The organism is Nonomuraea sp. NPDC049129 (assembly GCF_040648495.1).
Lineage (GTDB): Bacteria > Actinomycetota > Actinomycetes > Streptosporangiales > Streptosporangiaceae > Nonomuraea.
Window position 1 is genome coordinate 375,039 of record NZ_JBEZDU010000011.1, and the last position, 16,344, is coordinate 391,382.

Sequence of the window (16,344 nt, forward strand, 5' to 3'; positions counted from 1 at the left end):
AAGCGTGCAAGGAGGCTGGGACACGGCTCGTGAGGTCACGCGGCGCGTGGGGCGAGGCGTCGCCGGCGCGGGCCGCGCCACCGCGCGCGCGGGCCGGGCCACCCTGCGGGCGGGGAAGGCGACCGCAGGCGGCACGGCGCGGGCGGGCAAGGCCACGGCCAGAGGGGCGCAGAAGGTCGGCAGGGGCGCGCAGAAGGTCGGAAAGGCGACCCGCCGTCTCACCCACGCCAACGGCGCCGACCGCACCGGGCTGGGCCGGCTGATCGAGCTCACCGCCGGTCACAGCGGCGGCGACGCGCTGGTCACGGTCGCGCTGGCGAGCACCGTCTTCTTCGGTGTGCCCGTCGGCGAGGCCCGTGGGCCCGTGGCGCTCTACCTGGTCATCACGATGCTGCCGTTCGCCCTGCTGGCGCCGTTCGTGGGGCCGATCCTCGACCGGTTCAGGTCGGGCCGCCGCTATGTCATGGCGGGCACGCTGTTCGGCCGCGGCCTGCTGTGCTTCGCGATGGCCGCCGCCGTGGGGCCCGGCGATCTGCCGACGTTGTTCGTCGGGGCGTTGGGCGTACTGGTGCTGTCCAAGGCGTACAACGTGTCACGCGCGGCGATCATGCCGAGCGTGCTGCCCGCCGACATCACGCTGGTCTCGGCCAACGCCAGGGTGGCGCTGTTCTCGCTGATCTCAGCGGGCGTGATGGTGCCGGTCGCCGCGGGCCTGACCGCGTGGCTGGGCAGCGCCGCGGTGCTGCGTACGGCGATGGTCGCCTTCCTCCTGATCGGTGTCCTCGCCGTACGGCTGCCGCGCCACGTCGACTCGCCCGAGCTGGAAGAGGAGGAGGGCAGGCCGCTCCGCTGGCGGACCCTCCTGAACGTGGGCCCGACGGTGGCCGAGGCGGTCTGGGCGAACGTGGCCATCCGCCTGTTCTCCGGCTTCCTGCTGTTCTTCATGCTGTTCCTGGTGCAGGACAAGGGCGTGCCGTGGCTGGCCGCACCCGACCCGTTCTTCGACATCCCGAAGACGATCGCGCTGCTCGCGGCCGCGGCCGGGCTGGGCGGCCTGGTCGGCGCGGTGGTCGCGAACTGGACCCGCAACCACTCGCCGCACCTCATCACGCTGTTGACGCTGGCCGTGACCGGCGCGACCACGATCGCCACGGCGGTGTTCTTCGGCCTCTGGACCGCGGTCGCGATCTCACTCGTCACCGCGTTCGCGCAGGAGCTCGGCAAGCTCGCCCTCGACGCGATCGTGCAGCGGGAGATCGGCGAGGAGGTGCGCTCGTCCACGTTCGGGGTGGTCGAGGCGGTGTTGCAGCTCGCCTGGGTGTTCGGCGGGCTGATCGGGCTGCTGCTGTCGCTGGCCGAGAGCAGCGCGGCCGGGCTGATCACGCTGGCCGTGGCGCTGACCGGCACGTTCGGCTGGCTGATCGTGCGCCGCCGCAAGCGGATCCGCGCCACGACACGCGGACTCCAGGTCGCGGATCAAGCCAGCCAAACGGATCGAGCGCACCCAACAGATCAAGCGGGCCAAGCGGATCGAGCAGGCCACGCAGACCACGAGGACCGAGATGCCTGGGACACGGAGGATCGACGCGCCGACCGGCGGGATCAGCGCGTCGACAACCTCGACACGACCAAGCCGCTGACGAACCCCAACGGCTAGGCGTCGAGGTCGTCCGCCACCGCTCTGAGCACCTGCGCGATCTTCTTCGCGTGCGCCGCGTCAGGGTGCTTGCCCCGCTGGTAGGAAGTCGAGACGTCGTCGAGGAGCTTGATCAGGTCCTCCACGATGACGACGAGTTCGTCCGGCTTCTTACGCTTGGCCTTGGGCTTCGTCTTGGCCAGCGTCGGCGGCTGCTCGAGGATCCGCACCGACAGGGCCTGCTGGCCGCGTCGTCCCTCGGCCACGCCGAACTCGACCTTCTGGCCGGGCTTGAGCGGGCCGGCACCTGTGGGTAGCGCGGAGGAATGCACGAAGACCTCACCACCGTCGTCGCGGGTGAGGAAGCCGAAACCCTTGTCGGCGTCGTACCACTTGACCTTGCCACTCGGCACAGGAGGAACCTCGTTCAAACAGTCGTAAAAGGCGAATGGATGTAGGTTATGCCCCGCGAGGCTCCGGGGCGACCAGGAAAATTCCCGGCATTTACCGGAGTTGCCCACTCGAACGCCATCCGGCGAACCAGTCGGCGAATTCCGTCAGGTCGCCAAGCGCCACATCGGCTCCGTGATCACGTAGTTCGTCCAGCGTGTAAGGGCCGGTCGCGACCGTCACGCTGACGGCTCCCCCGGCCCGCGCGGCCTCGATGTCCGCCACATGGTCACCAACATAGGCTCCGGCGCCGAAGCGCGCGAGTGCCGTACCCTTGGCCGCCCCGAAGACCGACCCGACCACCTCGTCCACGGCGAGCCCGAGCGCCTTCACGGTGCTGGCCGCGTCGCGCGGGTTCTTGCCGGTCACGACGATGATCCTGCCCCCTTGCGCGCGTACGGCCTCGACGGCCTCCATCGCTCCGGCCATGGCCGTGTGCACGGGCACACCCAGCTCCGGATAGATCTCCCTGAACAGGATCACGGCTTCCGGGATCGCCTCCAGCGGCAGCCAGTTCGCCAACTCCTGCTCGAGCGGCGGGCCGAGCCTGGTGATGATCGCCTTGCTGTCGATGACCACGCCGAGGCGCGCCGAAAGCTCGTCGTAGACGGCCGCGATCCCCGACCGTGTGTCCGCCAATGTCATGTCCAGGTCGAAACCCACCGATGTCCGCACAAGGTGAAGGATGCCAAACGCGTCCGCATTACGGGTAACGGCCCTTGTTGTGGGACCGTGAGAGTGGGAAGAAAGGAATTACTTATCGGGAGGAGTGGCCGTGACCGAGCCCCCCAAACCGCCGGAAGCGGGAGACCGGCTGGTCGCCGCCGCCAACCGGCCCAGCCCGCCCGAACAGCCCACCCGGAACATCTCGCCCCGGCCGCACCGACCCGCGCTGCCCCAGCCGGTGACCGGACCGGTCAGGGTGTGGCGGGGCGTGGTGGCGTTCCTGGCCGCGGCCGTCCGGCTGGCGTCCCGGCTGGCCGCGCTGATCCTGGTGCTGTACGCGATCTTCACGGTGTTCCGGGCCAACCCGGCCAACATTTGGTACCAGTTCGTCGAATCGCTCGCCTCGCCGCTGTCGGTGGGCCTGGCCAACCTGTTCCAGCTCGCCGACGTACGGTGGACGACGCTGGTCAACTACGGGCTCGCGGCGCTGGTCTGGCTGATCGTCGGCTCGGTCGTCGCGGGGTTGATCCGGCGCGCCGCGCCGTGACGGCTACGCTCCATCACGGAGGTATCAGGACAGAATGACCAGATCGACGCGTGAGCGGATCATCGACGAGGCCCTGCGGCTCTTCGCGGAGCGGGGCTACTCCGCCACTTCGGTGGCCGAGATCGAGGCCGCCTCAGGGCTCTCCCCGGGCGCCGGAGGGCTCTATCGGCACTTCAAGTCGAAGTATGAGGTGCTCGCCGCGGCGATCAACGAACATGCCGCGCGTACCCGTACGCAGGTGGCCGAGAGCCTGGCCCAGCTGGGCGACATGGAGACCTCGGCCGACCTGGAGATGCGGCTGTCGCACCTGTGCCGCGCGGGGCTGGCCAAGGTACGCGAGGAGTCGGAGCTGACCCGGGTGTTCTTCCGGGACCTGAGCCAGTTCCCCGAACTGGTGGCGGTGGTGCGCGAAGGGCTGCTGCAGCCCATGTTCGACGCCATCACGACCTGGTTCCGCGCCCAGCCCGAATACGAGGACGCCAAGGTCGACTGGAACGGCATCGCGGCGGTGCTCGGCGGCTCCGTGGTGCACTACCGGCTGTTCCAGGAGACGGTCGGCGAGTCGCCGGGGCACGCGGAGAAGGACCAGTTCGTCACCGCCTGGGTACGCCTGGCCGTGGGCCTCCTACCGAGCCCCGCCCCCGTCAGTTGACCTCCACCAGCCGGTAAGCCAGCCAGACCACGCCCAGCGCCGTGCCGATCATGAACATCACACCGCTGACGTCGAAGAACTGCACCACGAACGCCTGCACCCCCGGCTCCGCGCCCACCCGCAGACCACCGACGAGCGCGCCGCCGAGCGTGTAGCCGACCAGGGGCGCACCGATCCCGATCAGCCGGTCACGCAGCACCCAGCCCTCCGAGAACGCCACCAGCAGCGCCCCAAACGCCCACACCAGCACCGGCACCCGGAAGATCGCGACGGCCGGCAGGCCGACCGGGACGAGCAGCGCGGCCAGCACCAGGACCACCATCGCCGCGGTCTCGCGCGGGTACTCCTTGACGATGGTGCCGGCGTCCCGTCCACGGGTGGCCATCGGGTTCGCACTGGACATGGCCGCCTGCCGCAGCCGCGCGAACGGCAGCCCGCGCAGGGGCCGCGGGGCCAGATGGTCCTCCGCGAGGCGCCGGCCCAGCTGGGCTCCCGCAGGCGCCACGTCGTCGACGATCTTGGGGAAGAACGGCGTCGCCCCGCCCGCCCCCGCGACCCGTTCCGCCTTGGCCACGGCACCCGGCGTCACGGTTCCCCGTGCGGCCCCGGGCGCGGCGGTGGGCGCCGTTCCGGGCCGGGGTCCGGCCGGGGCACCGGGCGCGCCGTCCGGCCCCGCCTCGGCCAGCCTGCGGGCCTCGCGTTCGACCAGCGCCACCGGGTCGCCGAACCGGGCGAGCACCTTGACCACCTGGCGTGGGTTCTGGCTGCCCTGCCGTTCGACCTCGATCCTGGCCCGCAGCCGCTTGGCGAAGTCGAGCCGCTGGTCGGATCTGAGCACGCCATGAGCCGCGTCGGCGGCCGCGCTGACGTAGTTGAGTATGAGCTGGTCCGCTCGCTCAATCACGTGAGCCATGCTGCCCCAATCAGGGTGGACATACCATGGCAACGATGGAGTTCACGGAGTGGATCAGGGGGCGCACCGACGAACAGCTGCGGGCGCTCGTCTCGGCGCGCCCCGAGCTGATCACTCCGGTGCCCGCACATCTGGAAGGCCTCGCCGTACGCGCGGGCAGCCCTTCGGCGATCGGCCGCGCGCTCGACCGGCTCGACCGCTTCACGCTCGCCGTGCTCGAAACGCTGGCCGTACGACCGGAGCCCAGCACGAAGGCGGCCCTGCGCACGCTCGTCGGCGGGGCGCTGGCGGCGGGCAAGCCGGAGCCCGCGCTGTCGGCGGCGATCGACCACCTGCGCGACCTGGCCCTCGTCTACGGCCCCGACAGCGCCCTCGCTCTGGCCCCCGGCGTGCGGAAGGTGCTCGACGACCCGGCGGGGCTCGGTCCCCCGGCGGTGGAGGCGTTCCGGCACCACGCGCCCGAGCAGCTGGCCGAGATGGCCGACGACATCGCGCCGGGCACCACGGGCTCGGGCAAGGAACGCCTGGCCGCCGCCCTCGCCCGGCCCGGAAAGCTGATCGAGGAGGTCTCGCCCGAGGCCAGGGCCGCGCTCGACCAGCTGACCTGGGGGCCTGCGACGGGCCGGGTGCCCAACGCCAGACGTGAGGTGCGGGTCGCCTCCGCCCGATCGCCCATCGATCAGCTGCTCGCCCGCGGCCTGCTGGCGGCGACGGGTGAGGAGACCGTGGCCCTGCCTCGGGAGGTGGGCCTCTATCTGCGTAATGGCCTCGTACACCGGGATCTGTACGCCGTACCCCCCGCTCTGGAGGGTGCCGCGCGGGACCAGAAGCTGGCCGACCGGACGGCGGCGGGGCAGGCGTTCACGTTCGTGCGGACGGTCGAGGAGCTGTGCGAGCGGTGGAGCGCCGAACCACCGGGCGTGCTGCGTACCGGCGGCCTGGGCGTACGGGATCTGAAGCGCACCGCGACCGAGCTGGACGTGCCCGAGTGGGCCGCCGCGCTGACCGTGGAGGTCGCGCACGCGGCCGGGCTGATCGCGGCGGGCGGCAACGTCGACGGCGAGTGGCTGCCCACCACCGGCTACGACCTGTGGCGAGTCCGGCCGACCGCCGACCGGTGGGCCGCGCTGGCGGTCACCTGGCTGCACACCGATCGCGTCCCCGGCCTGGTCGGCGAGCGTGACGACCGGGACCGGCCGCTCAACGCGCTGCACACCGAGCTACGCCGCTCGTCCGCGCCGGGTGTGCGGTCGGCGGCGCTGGGCGTGCTCGCGTCGGCGCCCGGCCTGGCGCCCACGCGCGAGTCCGTGTTCGACCGGCTGGCGTGGGAGCAGCCGCGCCGCCGGGGGCCGCTGCGTGAGCAGCTGACGGAGTTCGCGCTGCGGGAGGCCGAGCAGGTCGGCGTCACCGGGCTCGGCGTGCTGTCGGGGCACGGCCGGGCGCTGCTGTCCGGCGAGGACACCGCCTCGGTGCTGGCCCCGCTGCTGCCCGAGCCGGTCGATCATGTGCTGCTCCAAGCGGACCTGACCGCCGTCGCGCCAGGACCGCTCACCAGCGAGCTGAACCGCTGGATGACGCTGGCCGCCGACATCGAGTCCAAGGGGGGCGCGACCGTCTACCGGTTCGGCGAGGGCTCGGTCCGCCGCGCGCTCGACGCGGGCCAGGGGGCCGAGGAGCTCCTGGCCATGCTGGAGCGCCATTCGGCGACGCCGGTCCCGCAGGCGCTGTCCTACCTGATCGCCGACGTGGCCCGCCGGCACGGGCGCATCAGGGTCGGTACCGCCAGTGCCTACATCCGCTGCGACGACCCGGCCCTGCTCGACCAGATCACGGCCGACCGGCGCGCCGCCGCGCTGCGCCTGCGCCGGCTGGCTCCCACGGTCATCGCCTCCCGCTCCTCGCGGGCCGCGCTGGTCGACGCGCTGCGTGCGATGGGGTACGCCCCGGTGGCCGAGTCGCTCGACGGCGACGTGATCATCTCCGAGCTCGACAGGAGGCGCACCGAGGGCCTGCCGCCGGCCCGGTCCGTACCCTCGCCCAACGGCCTCGACCCCGAGGTCACGGCCGCCGCCGTACGCGCGCTGCGAGCGGGCGACGCGGCCCATCTGACGCGGCGCGAGCCCGCCGACGCCCCCAGCGGCCAGATCCCGCGCGGCCCGGCGACCGCCACGATCTCCGCGCTGCAGGAGGCCATCAGGCAGGGCGTACGCGTGTGGATCGGCTACCTCGACTCCCAGGGCAACGCCACCTCGCGCATCCTGGAGCCGGCGCGGATGGAGGGCGGTTACCTCACGGCGTACGACGAGACCAGGGCGGCCGTCCACCGCTTCGCGCTCCATCGCATAACCGGGGTCTCCGACCTGTCTTGACGCCCGGCGATGATCAGGCGAGGTTGGGACCGTGAGCGAGCTGACGTTGGGCCGGTTGGCCGAGGAGTCTTGGAGCAGGTTCGACGACTTCGACGCGGTCCACTACGAGGGGGTCTGGCACCGCGCCCACGCGCTGGCCGAGCGGGCTCGCAAGGTCTGCGGCGGGCTGGTCGAGGCGGGGGTACGCCCCGGCGACCGGGTCGTGGTGATGATGGCGAACTCACCCGAGGTCGGTCTGATCTACGAGGCGATCTGGGCGGCCGGTGCGGTGGTGACGCCCGTGGTGTTCCTGGTGGGACCGGCGGAGTTGCGGCACATCCTGGACGACAGCGGCGCCACCGCCCTCATCACCTCGCCCGAGCTGGTGGAGACGGTCCAGGCCGCCGAGCCCAAGATCCCGATATTTGTGGACACGGGGGAGCTGGAGCGGGCGACCGAGCGGGGACCTGTCGGGCGGGACGCCACCGATCTGGCGGCTCTCATGTACACCGGAGGCACGACCGGCATGGCCAAGGGCGTCATGCTGAGCCATCGCGGGCTCTGGCAGGTGGCCAAGGACGCCTACGAAATGTCCCACCAAGACGGGAAAAATCGCGCAATAGTGCCGGTGCCCCTCTCCCACTCGTACGGGCTGATCATCACGGTCGCCGGGATGCACGCCACGGAGCCGCAGCAGGCGGTGCTGATGCGCTGGTTCGACCCGAAAGCCTTCCTCGAGTTGGCCGCCGCGCAGCGCGCCCAGTACGGAACGGTCGTGCCCGCCATGCTCCAGATGCTCCTGGCCGAGCCGCTGGAGGCCCACCCCCTGCCCGACCTGGCCTTCCTCACCTGTGGCGCGGCGCCGCTCGGCCGGGAGACGCTGGAGGAGTTCGAGCGCCGGATGCCCGGTGTACAGGTCCTCGAAGGCTACGGGATGACCGAGACCAGCGCCGTGACCACGTTCAACCCGCCGGGGCGGCGCCGGATCGGCAGCGTGGGGCTGCCGCTGGCCGGCTACACGATCACGATCCGCGACTCCTCCGGCGACCAGGCCGAGCCGGGCGACGTCGGGGAGATTTGCGTCAGCGGCGACTCGCTGATGCTCGGCTACTGGGGCGAGCACCCCGCGGACCCCACGGGCACCGCGCTGGTCGAAGGTGAGCTGCGTACCGGCGACATCGGCTGCGTGGACGACGACGGCTATCTGTACATCGTCGACCGGAAGAAGGACCTCATCATCCGTGGCGGGTTCAACGTCTTCCCGCGCGACGTCGAGGACGCGCTCAACGAGCACCCCGACGTGGTGATGTCCGGCGTCGTGGGCCGTCCGGACCCGCGGGTCGGCGAGGAGGTCGTGGCCTTCGTCCAGCTCAAGCCGGGCGGCACGGCCACCGCCGAGGAGCTGATGACCTGGGCTCGTGACCGGGTCGGCCGGGTGAAGTATCCCCGCGAAGTGCGGTTCGTCGACTCGATCCCGGTCACGAGCGTGCTCAAGCTCGACCGTAAGGCGCTGCGGTCGAGGCTCGGCTAGTCGTCCTCGTCGATGGCTCCCAGGGGGCCCCACTTGATGTTCTTGAGCTCGCCCAGCGCCTGCCCGCCGGAGTCATAGGCGGTCACCTTGCTCAGCGCGGCCGGGCGGATGGAACCCTTCTTGTCGGCGTACACCCGCGATCGGCCGATGTAGAAGCCGTTCCGTACGTTGGCCGTCATCTTCCGCCCATCCGGCCACTCGACCTCCACCCGGGTCACCGCCGGAGCGACCCGGCCGGCCACCACCAGGAAGGACGGGTCGCGGTCCAGGCCCGGGTTGATCTCCGACTGCATCTGGATGCTGTAGGCGTCGACGCTGAGCGCCCCGCGCAGGGCCAGCTTGCCGGGCGGGTCGGCACCCCAGTAGGAGAAGATCGGGTCCGTCGGGTAGCTGACCAGCCGGATGGCCGGCGTGCACAGCACGAATCCCTTGCGGCTGCCGACCAGCCGCGTCACGCCCAGTTTGTCCTTTGCCTCCACGAGCCAGCGGTAATCCTTGACGGTCCCGTACTTGGGCAGCCGCCGGTCGCCGTCCATGTTGTGCACCGGGCTGCCCTTGGGCATGCAGTCCTCCACGGTCGCGAACTGCGCGATCGTGTTCCGTGGCAGGCCGGGGATGTCCCGGACGTACGCGGTGGCGGGCGGGTCCGTCGTGGACCGCGTCGAACTCGCCGTGGGCACCATGTCGGCCGTGGGTTGTGTGCTCGCCGTCGGTGGGCTCGCGGGGGAGATCGCCAGCTTTTCGCGCGCTTGCAGCGCCACCACCCCGATGGCCACCACACAGGCCGCCGCCGCCAGGGCCAGCCCCCATCTCGGCCACTTCAGCCGTGCCCGCCTCCGTAGGGCACGTGACAGAAGCAGCTCGGGATCCACGGGCCGTGCCCGGTCGGCCAGCCTGCTCAGGGCCTCGGTGACCGCGCGTTCGTCGACTGTCATCTCAGGCCTCCAGACGGACTGTCTCGCCCACCAGTTCGCGCAGCCGCTTCACGGCCTGGTGGGTCTGGCTGCGTACGGTGCCGATCGAGCACCCCATGATCCTGGCGACGTCGGACTCCGGCAGATCCTCGAAGTAGCGCAGGACCAGCACGGCCCGCTTCTTGGCGGGCAGCCGGCGCAGGGCCTGTTCGAGCGTGAGCCGGTCGTCGACCCGCGCGGTGCCGTCGCCCGCGATCCGCTCGGGCAGCGTCTCGACCACGCGCTCGCGCCCCCAGCGCGGGCTACGCCACCGGCCGACCTGCTCGTGGTACATGACCCGGCGGACGTACGCCTCCGGATCGCCCCTGATGCTCCGCCATCGGTCCGCGGTTCTGGCCAGCGCGCTCTGGAGTAGATCCTCCGCGGCGTGCTGGTCGCCGGTGAGCACGTACGCCAGGCGCATGAGGCTGTCCGATCGCGTCGTGACGAACGCCGTGAAGACTCGTAGGTCGTCCGGGTGCAACTCGCCTCCCTGCTCTGGGTCTCGATCTCTAAAGACGTGTGAGAGGGTCCAGATCTATGGCGAGACAGCAGACCCGGCAGGGCGCGTGGCCATTCCGTGATAAATGTTGACCTGTCAGGAGGTGGCATGAGCCAAGAAGGCCCATCGGGCGAATATCCGTACCAGCCCTACGGCGCACCCTACGGCCAGCAGCCGCCGCCACAGCACGGTTATGGCTACGGCTATCCCCCGCCACCTCGGCCGTCCGAGGGGCCGAAGGCCACCGCCATCGTCGCGCTGGTGCTCAATCTGCTCTCGATCGTCGGCTGTTGCAACATCTTCGCGATCCCTGGCGCCATTCTGGCGGGCATGGCGCTCGGCCGGTCGAGCACGCAGCCCGCCAGTGCCAAGAGCCTGCTCGTATGGTGCTGGACACTGTTCGGGGTGGGCCTCGCGCTGAACCTCGGCATCTTCCTCTTCCTCGGCCTCAACGGCTACCTCGACGACTGATTACCTGTTCGGGGACTGTTCTTGCCGTCTGATGTGTTGGATAGGCGTCAACCGTAGAAGGGATGTCCGTGAACGACGGCCCGCTCATCGTCCAGTCGGACAAGACGCTGCTCCTCGAAGTCGATCATGAGAACGCGGGCGAGTGCCGCAAGGCCATCGCGCCGTTCGCCGAGCTCGAGCGCGCCCCCGAACACGTGCACACCTACCGCGTCACCCCGCTGGCGCTGTGGAACGCGCGCGCGGCCGGGCACGACGCCGAGCAGGTCATCGACGCGCTGATCAGTTTCAGCCGCTATCCGGTGCCCCACGCGCTGCTCGTGGACATCGCCGAGACCATGGCCAGATACGGCCGGCTCAAGCTGGAGAAGGACCCGACCAACGGGCTGATCCTGACCTCCACCGACCGGGCCGTGCTCGAAGAGGTGCTGCGGTCCAAGAAGATCCAGCCCATGCTGGGCGAACGGCTCAGCGACGACTCCGTGGCCGTGCACCCGAGCGACCGCGGCAACGTCAAGCAGGCGCTGCTCAAGCTGGGCTGGCCCGCTGAAGACCTCGCGGGCTACGTCGACGGCGAGCACCACAAGATCGAGCTGTTGCAGGACGGCTGGAGCCTGCGGCCCTACCAGCAGGACGCGGCCGACGCCTTCTGGCACGGCGGCTCCGGCGTGGTCGTGCTGCCCTGTGGCGCCGGCAAGACCATCGTCGGCGCGGCCGCGATGGCGCACGCCCAGGCCACCACGCTGATCCTGGTCACCAACACGGTGAGCGCGCACCAGTGGAAGCAGGAGCTGCTCAAGCGCACCACGCTGACCGAGGACGAGATCGGCGAATACTCCGGCAGCAAGAAGGAGATCCGCCCGGTCACCATCGCCACCTACCAGGTGATGACCACCCGGCGAAAGGGCGTCTACAGCCACCTGGAGCTGTTCGACGCGCGCGACTGGGGCCTGGTCGTCTACGACGAGGTGCACCTGCTGCCCGCGCCGATCTTCCGGATGACCGCCGACCTGCAGGCCCGCAGGCGCGTCGGGCTGACCGCGACGCTGGTGCGCGAGGACGGCCGCGAGGGCGACGTGTTCTCGCTGATCGGTCCCAAGCGCTACGACGCGCCCTGGAAGGAGATGGAGAACCAGGGCTGGATCGCCCCCGCCGACTGCGTGGAGGTCCGGGTCACGCTGACGGACGAGGAGCGGCTGGCGTACGCGATGGCCGAGTCCGAGGAGCGCTACCGCTTCTGCGCCACCACGCCGTCCAAGACCCACGTGACCGAGGCGCTGGTCCGCCGGCACCTGGGCGAGCAGGTGCTGGTCATCGGCCAGTACATCGACCAGCTGGACGAGCTGGGCGAGCACCTCAACGCTCCGGTGATCAAGGGCGAGACCAGGGTCAAGGAGCGCGAGCGGCTCTACCAGGCCTTCCGCGACAAGGAGATCCAGGTCCTGGTCGTGTCCAAGGTGGCGAACTTCTCCATCGACCTGCCCGAGGCGGCCGTGGCCATCCAGGTGTCCGGCACGTTCGGGTCACGCCAGGAGGAGGCGCAGCGGCTCGGCCGGGTGCTGCGGCCCAAGGCCGACGGCGGCGGCGCCCGCTTCTACACGGTGGTCAGCAGGGACACGGTCGACCAGGAGTTCGCGGCGCACCGCCAGCGGTTCCTGGCCGAGCAGGGTTACGCGTACCAGATCATCGACGCCGACGACGTGCACGGCGGGGTGTAGCACCAGGAGGCGAGGCCCGGCCGCTCACCCTCCAAGCGGCCAGGCATCGACGTCGTTACGTCCACGAGACTCCGCGGGCTGTCGACAATCGAACCACCCCCCTCACCAGCGTGCTACGCCGCTGTGCGCCCTCAATCAGCCAGCGACATACCCCCATGATCCGGCAAATGCACCTGATATGCCCGAATTCTCGGTTATTGGCAGGTTGTCGTTATCTGGCGAGCAGGCCGCCCAGGAAGAGCACCCCTTCGGCGGCGATCCAGGCGGCCACACCCACGCCCATGAACCGGCTGAACACGCGGGGGTCGCTCCTTGCGGAAGGGACCAGCCAGGCACCGGCCGTGCAGCAGGCGGCGACCACGGCGAACAACCCTGACAGCGTCGAGACCGAGCCGAGCCGCTGCGAGCAGCCCGCCGCGGACTCACCCCCCGCGCAGAACGCCTCCAGCCCCCACCCCGCGAACACCGACAATGCCCACAGCGCCGCCAGCAGGAAACTCGCCACTGTCGGGATGATCGGGGAGAAAACAAACCGTACGCGGGCCACGGTCCCTCTCTACCCCGGCTAAATGCTTTGGAAGCCTGCCGGACGCCCCACTAAACTGGTCGATTCGCTACCTACACCACCTCCGTTACTTCGACCAGGGAGGCACTTTCGCATGCCCGCACACCAGCTGGCCCCCGACATACCCGCCGACGTGCTCGCGGCCGAGCAGTCCCATCTGGCCGAGTCGAGAGCCGCGCTCCAGGCCATGCGGCTGCACGCCCAATCGCTGTCGGCCGACGCGGCCGGCGACTGGGTGTCCCAGCAGATCCTGCAGTCGCTGCTCGACAAGCGGGTGGCGGCGCTGGCCGACCACCCCGACACCCCGCTGTTCTTCGGCCGCCTCGACCGCTCGGCGGACGACGACCTGCCCCCCACGATCTACGTCGGCCGCCGCCACGTGCACGACGGCAGCAGCCGCCCGCTGGTGATCGACTGGCGCGCGCCGGTGTCCCGCGCGTTCTACCAGGCCAGCCCCGCCGATCCGATGAGCGTCGCGCGGCGGCGCCGGTTCGGCTATCACGGCGGCATGCTGACCGCGTTCGAGGACGAGCCGCTCGGCGAGGGCGGCGACATCGGGCCGTCGAAGATCCTGACCGAGGAGATCGAGCGCCCGCGCACCGGCCCGATGCGGGACATCGTCGCCACGATCCAGCCGGACCAGGACGAGATCGTCCGCGCCACGCTCACCCAGACCGTCTGCGTACAGGGGGCGCCGGGCACCGGGAAGACCGCCGTCGGCCTGCACCGGGCCGCGTACCTGCTGTTCACCCACCGCGAGCGGCTGGCCAGGTCGGGCGTCATGATCGTCGGCCCCAACCGCGCGTTCCTGTCCTACATCTCCTCCGTGCTCCCCGCGCTCGGCGAGGTCAAGGTCGACCAGACCACGGTGGCGGGCCTGCTCGGCGAGCACGCCACGCCGGAGGATCCGATGGTGTCGGCGCTGAAGGGCGACGCCCGCATGGCCGCCGTGCTGGAGCGGGCGTTGTGGCTGCACATCGTGAAGCCGGAGGAGGGCGTCGTCTACAGCAAGGGCGCCTACCGCTTCCGGGTGGCCGACTACGAGGTACGCGAGATCGTCGCCTCGCTACGCGGCACCACCCGCTACGGGCCCGGCCGGGCGGCACTGGCCCAGCGGCTCGCGCACATGGTGCTGGTACGCATGGAGCAGCGCGGGGAGTCGCCCGACGACCGGGTGCAGGACGCCGTGGCCAGGTCCAAGCCGGTCAAGCAGCTCGTCGACGCGGTCTGGCCCAAACTGGTGCCGCAGCAGGTCCTGTTCAAGCTCCTCTCGGACCCAGAGTTCCTGGCAAAAGCCGCCAAAACCGATTTGTCGCCTGACGAGCAGCGAATGTTGCTATGGCAGAAACCGTACCGAGGCTGGAAGTCCGCCAAGTGGTCGGCGGCCGACGCCGCGCTGCTCGACGAGCTCGGCGACCTGATCGAACGCACGCCCTCGCTCGGCCACCTGGTCGTCGACGAGGCGCAGGACCTGTCGGAGATGCAGCTGCGCGCGCTCGGCCGGCGCTGCCGCAACGGCTCGGCGACCGTACTCGGAGACCTCGCCCAGGGCACCACGCCGTGGTCCACCAGCTCGTGGGAGACCGTCCTCAAGCACCTGGGCCAGGACGAGGGCGAGGTCACCGAGCTGACGCTGGGCTTCCGCGTGCCGCGCGAGGTGCTCGACTACGCCGCCCGCCTGCTGCCGTCGATCGCCCCGGCGCTGGCCCCGCCGCGGTCGCTGCGTCCCGGCGTGGGCTCGCTGAGCGTACGCCCCGGCGGCGCGGTCGCCGACGCCGCGCGCGAGGCCATGGCCCGGGAGGGCTCGATCGGCGTGATCGTGCCCGACGCCCTGGTGGCGGAGGTGTCAGGGCAGCTCGACGGGCTGGCCCACGCCGTGCTCGACCCCGACACGACCGAAGAGCACCGGCTGCTGATCGTCCCGGCGACGCTGGCCAAGGGCCTGGAGTACGACCACGTGATCGTCGTCGAGCCGGCCGACATCGTGGCGGCCGAGCCCCGCGGCCTGGCCAGGCTGTACGTGGTGCTCACCCGTGCGGTCACCTCGCTCACCGTCCTGCACGGAAAGGCACTGCCCGCCCAGCTGTCCGCCTGACCACCTGAAGGACCCGCGAGCGGGCACGTCGTCTCCCGAAACCGGCGCACTCCTAGGATGGCTGGAGTAGTGGAGGATCTCTACCAAGGAGGACGCCGTGCCCGCACCGCTGCCACACGAACACCTGCCGTCGGTCCCCGCACTCACAGTCCAGAGCGACGACATCGCGGACGGGGAGAGGCTGGGGGACCTGCACGTCTTCAACGACTGGGGCATGACCGGCCAGAACCTGTCACCCCACCTCCAGTGGTCCGGCGCCCCGGCCGAGACGCAGAGCTACGCCGTGACCTGCTACGACCCCGACGCGCCCACGGGCAGCGGGTTCTGGCACTGGGTGCTCTTCGACCTTCCGGCCTCCGTCTCCGAGCTGCCCACCGGCGCCGGCACCGCACCTGAGTTCAAGGGCCTGCCCGCGGGGGCCACGCACGCGCGCAACGACTACAACAGCAAGGACTACGGCGGCGCCGCTCCCCCGCCCGGCGACCCGCACCGCTACGTCTTCACGGTGCACGCGCTGGGTGTTGCGGAGCTGGGCGTCGACAGTGACGCCAGCCCGGCGGTGGTCGGCTTCAACATCACCGCCAACACGCTCGCGCGCGGCCACATCGTCGCCCACTTCGGCGTCTGATGGCGGCCGATTCAGGAGCCGCTTCGGGGGTGAAGACACGACACGGCGGGCTCGGCGACGTGCCCGCCGTGCTCGACTTCTGGCTCCTGGCCGCCGAGGGCACCGACCGGCGCGACTCGCCCGACAAGGTGGTGGCGCTGATCGAGCGCGACCCGGAGGCCCTGCTCCTCGCCGAGCTCGACGGGGAGCTGGTGGGCACGCTCATCGCGGGCTGGGACGGCTGGCGCGCGCACCTCTATCGCCTCGCCGTCCACCCGTCCCACCGCCGTAAGGGCATCGCCACCACGCTCCTGGCCGCGGCCGAGTCCCGCTTTGCCACCTTCGGCGCCTTCCGCGCCGACGCCATGGTGCTGGACGACAACGTCTCCGCCCATGGGGCGTGGTCCGCCGCCGGCTACGCACGCCAGCCCACGTGGTCTCGCTGGGTCAAGCCCCTTAAATGATCATATGTACGGCTCTTCGCACAACAACAGACCGGCCCGGACAACGTGCGTCCGAGCCGGTCTGGTGAGAAGAGACCTGGAAGTCTCTGGTGAGGAGACCTAGAAGTCCATGTCTCCGCCGCCGGGCATGCCAGCGGGGGCGGCAGGGGTCTTCTCGGGCTTCTCGGCGATGACCGCCTCGGTGGTGAGGAAGAGCGCCGCGATGGAAGCGGCGTTCTGCAGCGCCGAG

16 protein-coding genes are annotated in these 16,344 nt (G+C 70.7%); 10 read left to right on the plus strand and 6 right to left on the minus strand.

Translation table 11 applies throughout. From position 1 onward, the window contains the following. The first annotated feature begins 4 nt into the window (after positions 1–4). On the plus strand, positions 5–1,657 hold the full coding sequence (locus AB0B64_RS33330; RefSeq protein ID WP_358182150.1) for an MFS transporter: 1,653 nt from the start codon (positions 5–7) through the stop codon (positions 1,655–1,657). Here AB0B64_RS33330 and AB0B64_RS33335 read toward each other — a convergent pair. Continuing rightward, the gene (locus tag AB0B64_RS33335; protein ID WP_357957953.1) at positions 1,654–2,049 is read right to left on the minus strand and encodes a cold-shock protein; all 396 of its coding nucleotides are present in this window, start codon (positions 2,047–2,049) and stop codon (positions 1,654–1,656) included. The genes AB0B64_RS33330 and AB0B64_RS33335 overlap by 4 nt on opposite strands. Before the next feature lie 91 nt (positions 2,050–2,140). Next, positions 2,141–2,761 (minus strand): HAD hydrolase-like protein, encoded by a 621-nt coding sequence (locus AB0B64_RS33340; protein WP_357957955.1) that lies wholly within the window; start codon positions 2,759–2,761, stop codon positions 2,141–2,143. Between the two features lie 100 nt (positions 2,762–2,861). Here AB0B64_RS33340 and AB0B64_RS33345 point away from each other — a divergent pair, with 100 nt between their 5' ends. Together AB0B64_RS33345 and AB0B64_RS33350 are read left to right on the plus strand one after the other, a co-directional pair. Next, positions 2,862–3,299 carry a hypothetical protein gene (locus AB0B64_RS33345; protein WP_357957957.1) on the plus strand — a complete coding sequence of 146 codons (438 nt, stop codon included), beginning with the start codon at positions 2,862–2,864 and terminating at the stop codon, positions 3,297–3,299. A 34-nt stretch (positions 3,300–3,333) separates the two neighbouring features. Further along, positions 3,334–3,951 (plus strand): TetR/AcrR family transcriptional regulator, encoded by a 618-nt coding sequence (locus AB0B64_RS33350; protein ID WP_225300763.1) that lies wholly within the window; start codon positions 3,334–3,336, stop codon positions 3,949–3,951. Here AB0B64_RS33350 and AB0B64_RS33355 read toward each other — a convergent pair. Then, a complete protein-coding gene (locus tag AB0B64_RS33355) occupies positions 3,944–4,855 on the minus strand; it encodes a hypothetical protein (protein ID WP_358182153.1) in 912 nt (303 codons plus the stop codon). The two genes, AB0B64_RS33350 and AB0B64_RS33355, sit on opposite strands and share 8 nt — an antisense overlap. A gap of 44 nt (positions 4,856–4,899) precedes the next feature. Between AB0B64_RS33355 and AB0B64_RS33360 the strand changes: the two genes are divergently transcribed. Further along, the gene (locus tag AB0B64_RS33360) at positions 4,900–7,233 is read left to right on the plus strand and encodes a helicase-associated domain-containing protein (RefSeq protein WP_358182156.1); all 2,334 of its coding nucleotides are present in this window, start codon (positions 4,900–4,902) and stop codon (positions 7,231–7,233) included. Between the two features lie 31 nt (positions 7,234–7,264). After that, on the plus strand, positions 7,265–8,743 hold the full coding sequence (locus tag AB0B64_RS33365) for an AMP-binding protein (protein ID WP_357957963.1): 1,479 nt from the start codon (positions 7,265–7,267) through the stop codon (positions 8,741–8,743). Here the strand turns inward: AB0B64_RS33365 and AB0B64_RS33370 are convergent. Both AB0B64_RS33370 and AB0B64_RS33375 read right to left on the minus strand, forming a co-directional pair. Next, entirely contained in the window at positions 8,740–9,678 is a 939-nt protein-coding gene (locus AB0B64_RS33370) for a hypothetical protein (RefSeq protein WP_357957965.1), read from the minus strand. The two genes, AB0B64_RS33365 and AB0B64_RS33370, sit on opposite strands and share 4 nt — an antisense overlap. 1 nt (position 9,679) lies before the next feature. Then, positions 9,680–10,180, minus strand: a complete 501-nt coding sequence (locus tag AB0B64_RS33375; RefSeq protein WP_357957967.1) for a SigE family RNA polymerase sigma factor — start codon at positions 10,178–10,180, stop codon at positions 9,680–9,682. 126 nt (positions 10,181–10,306) lie between these two features. Here AB0B64_RS33375 and AB0B64_RS33380 point away from each other — a divergent pair, with 126 nt between their 5' ends. Continuing rightward, positions 10,307–10,669 carry a hypothetical protein gene (locus AB0B64_RS33380; RefSeq protein WP_357957969.1) on the plus strand — a complete coding sequence of 121 codons (363 nt, stop codon included), beginning with the start codon at positions 10,307–10,309 and terminating at the stop codon, positions 10,667–10,669. Between the two features lie 62 nt (positions 10,670–10,731). Beyond that, complete coding sequence (locus tag AB0B64_RS33385; protein WP_357957971.1) at positions 10,732–12,384, plus strand: DNA repair helicase XPB; 1,653 nt, start codon at positions 10,732–10,734, stop codon at positions 12,382–12,384. A gap of 211 nt (positions 12,385–12,595) precedes the next feature. Here the strand turns inward: AB0B64_RS33385 and AB0B64_RS33390 are convergent, their stop codons facing one another. Then, positions 12,596–12,889 carry a hypothetical protein gene (locus AB0B64_RS33390; protein WP_357957973.1) on the minus strand — a complete coding sequence of 98 codons (294 nt, stop codon included), beginning with the start codon at positions 12,887–12,889 and terminating at the stop codon, positions 12,596–12,598. 154 nt (positions 12,890–13,043) lie between these two features. Here AB0B64_RS33390 and AB0B64_RS33395 point away from each other — a divergent pair, with 154 nt between their 5' ends. The 3 genes from AB0B64_RS33395 (at position 13,044) to AB0B64_RS33405 (ending at position 16,115) form a co-directional block, all read left to right on the plus strand. Beyond that, positions 13,044–15,044, plus strand: a complete 2,001-nt coding sequence (locus tag AB0B64_RS33395) for an AAA family ATPase (RefSeq protein ID WP_358182159.1) — start codon at positions 13,044–13,046, stop codon at positions 15,042–15,044. Positions 15,045–15,141: 97 nt separating this feature from the next. Then, positions 15,142–15,672, plus strand: a complete 531-nt coding sequence (locus tag AB0B64_RS33400) for a YbhB/YbcL family Raf kinase inhibitor-like protein (RefSeq protein ID WP_357957976.1) — start codon at positions 15,142–15,144, stop codon at positions 15,670–15,672. A gap of 29 nt (positions 15,673–15,701) precedes the next feature. Then, positions 15,702–16,115 carry a GNAT family N-acetyltransferase gene (locus AB0B64_RS33405; protein WP_358182162.1) on the plus strand — a complete coding sequence of 138 codons (414 nt, stop codon included), beginning with the start codon at positions 15,702–15,704 and terminating at the stop codon, positions 16,113–16,115. The last annotated feature ends 229 nt before the right edge of the window (positions 16,116–16,344 follow it).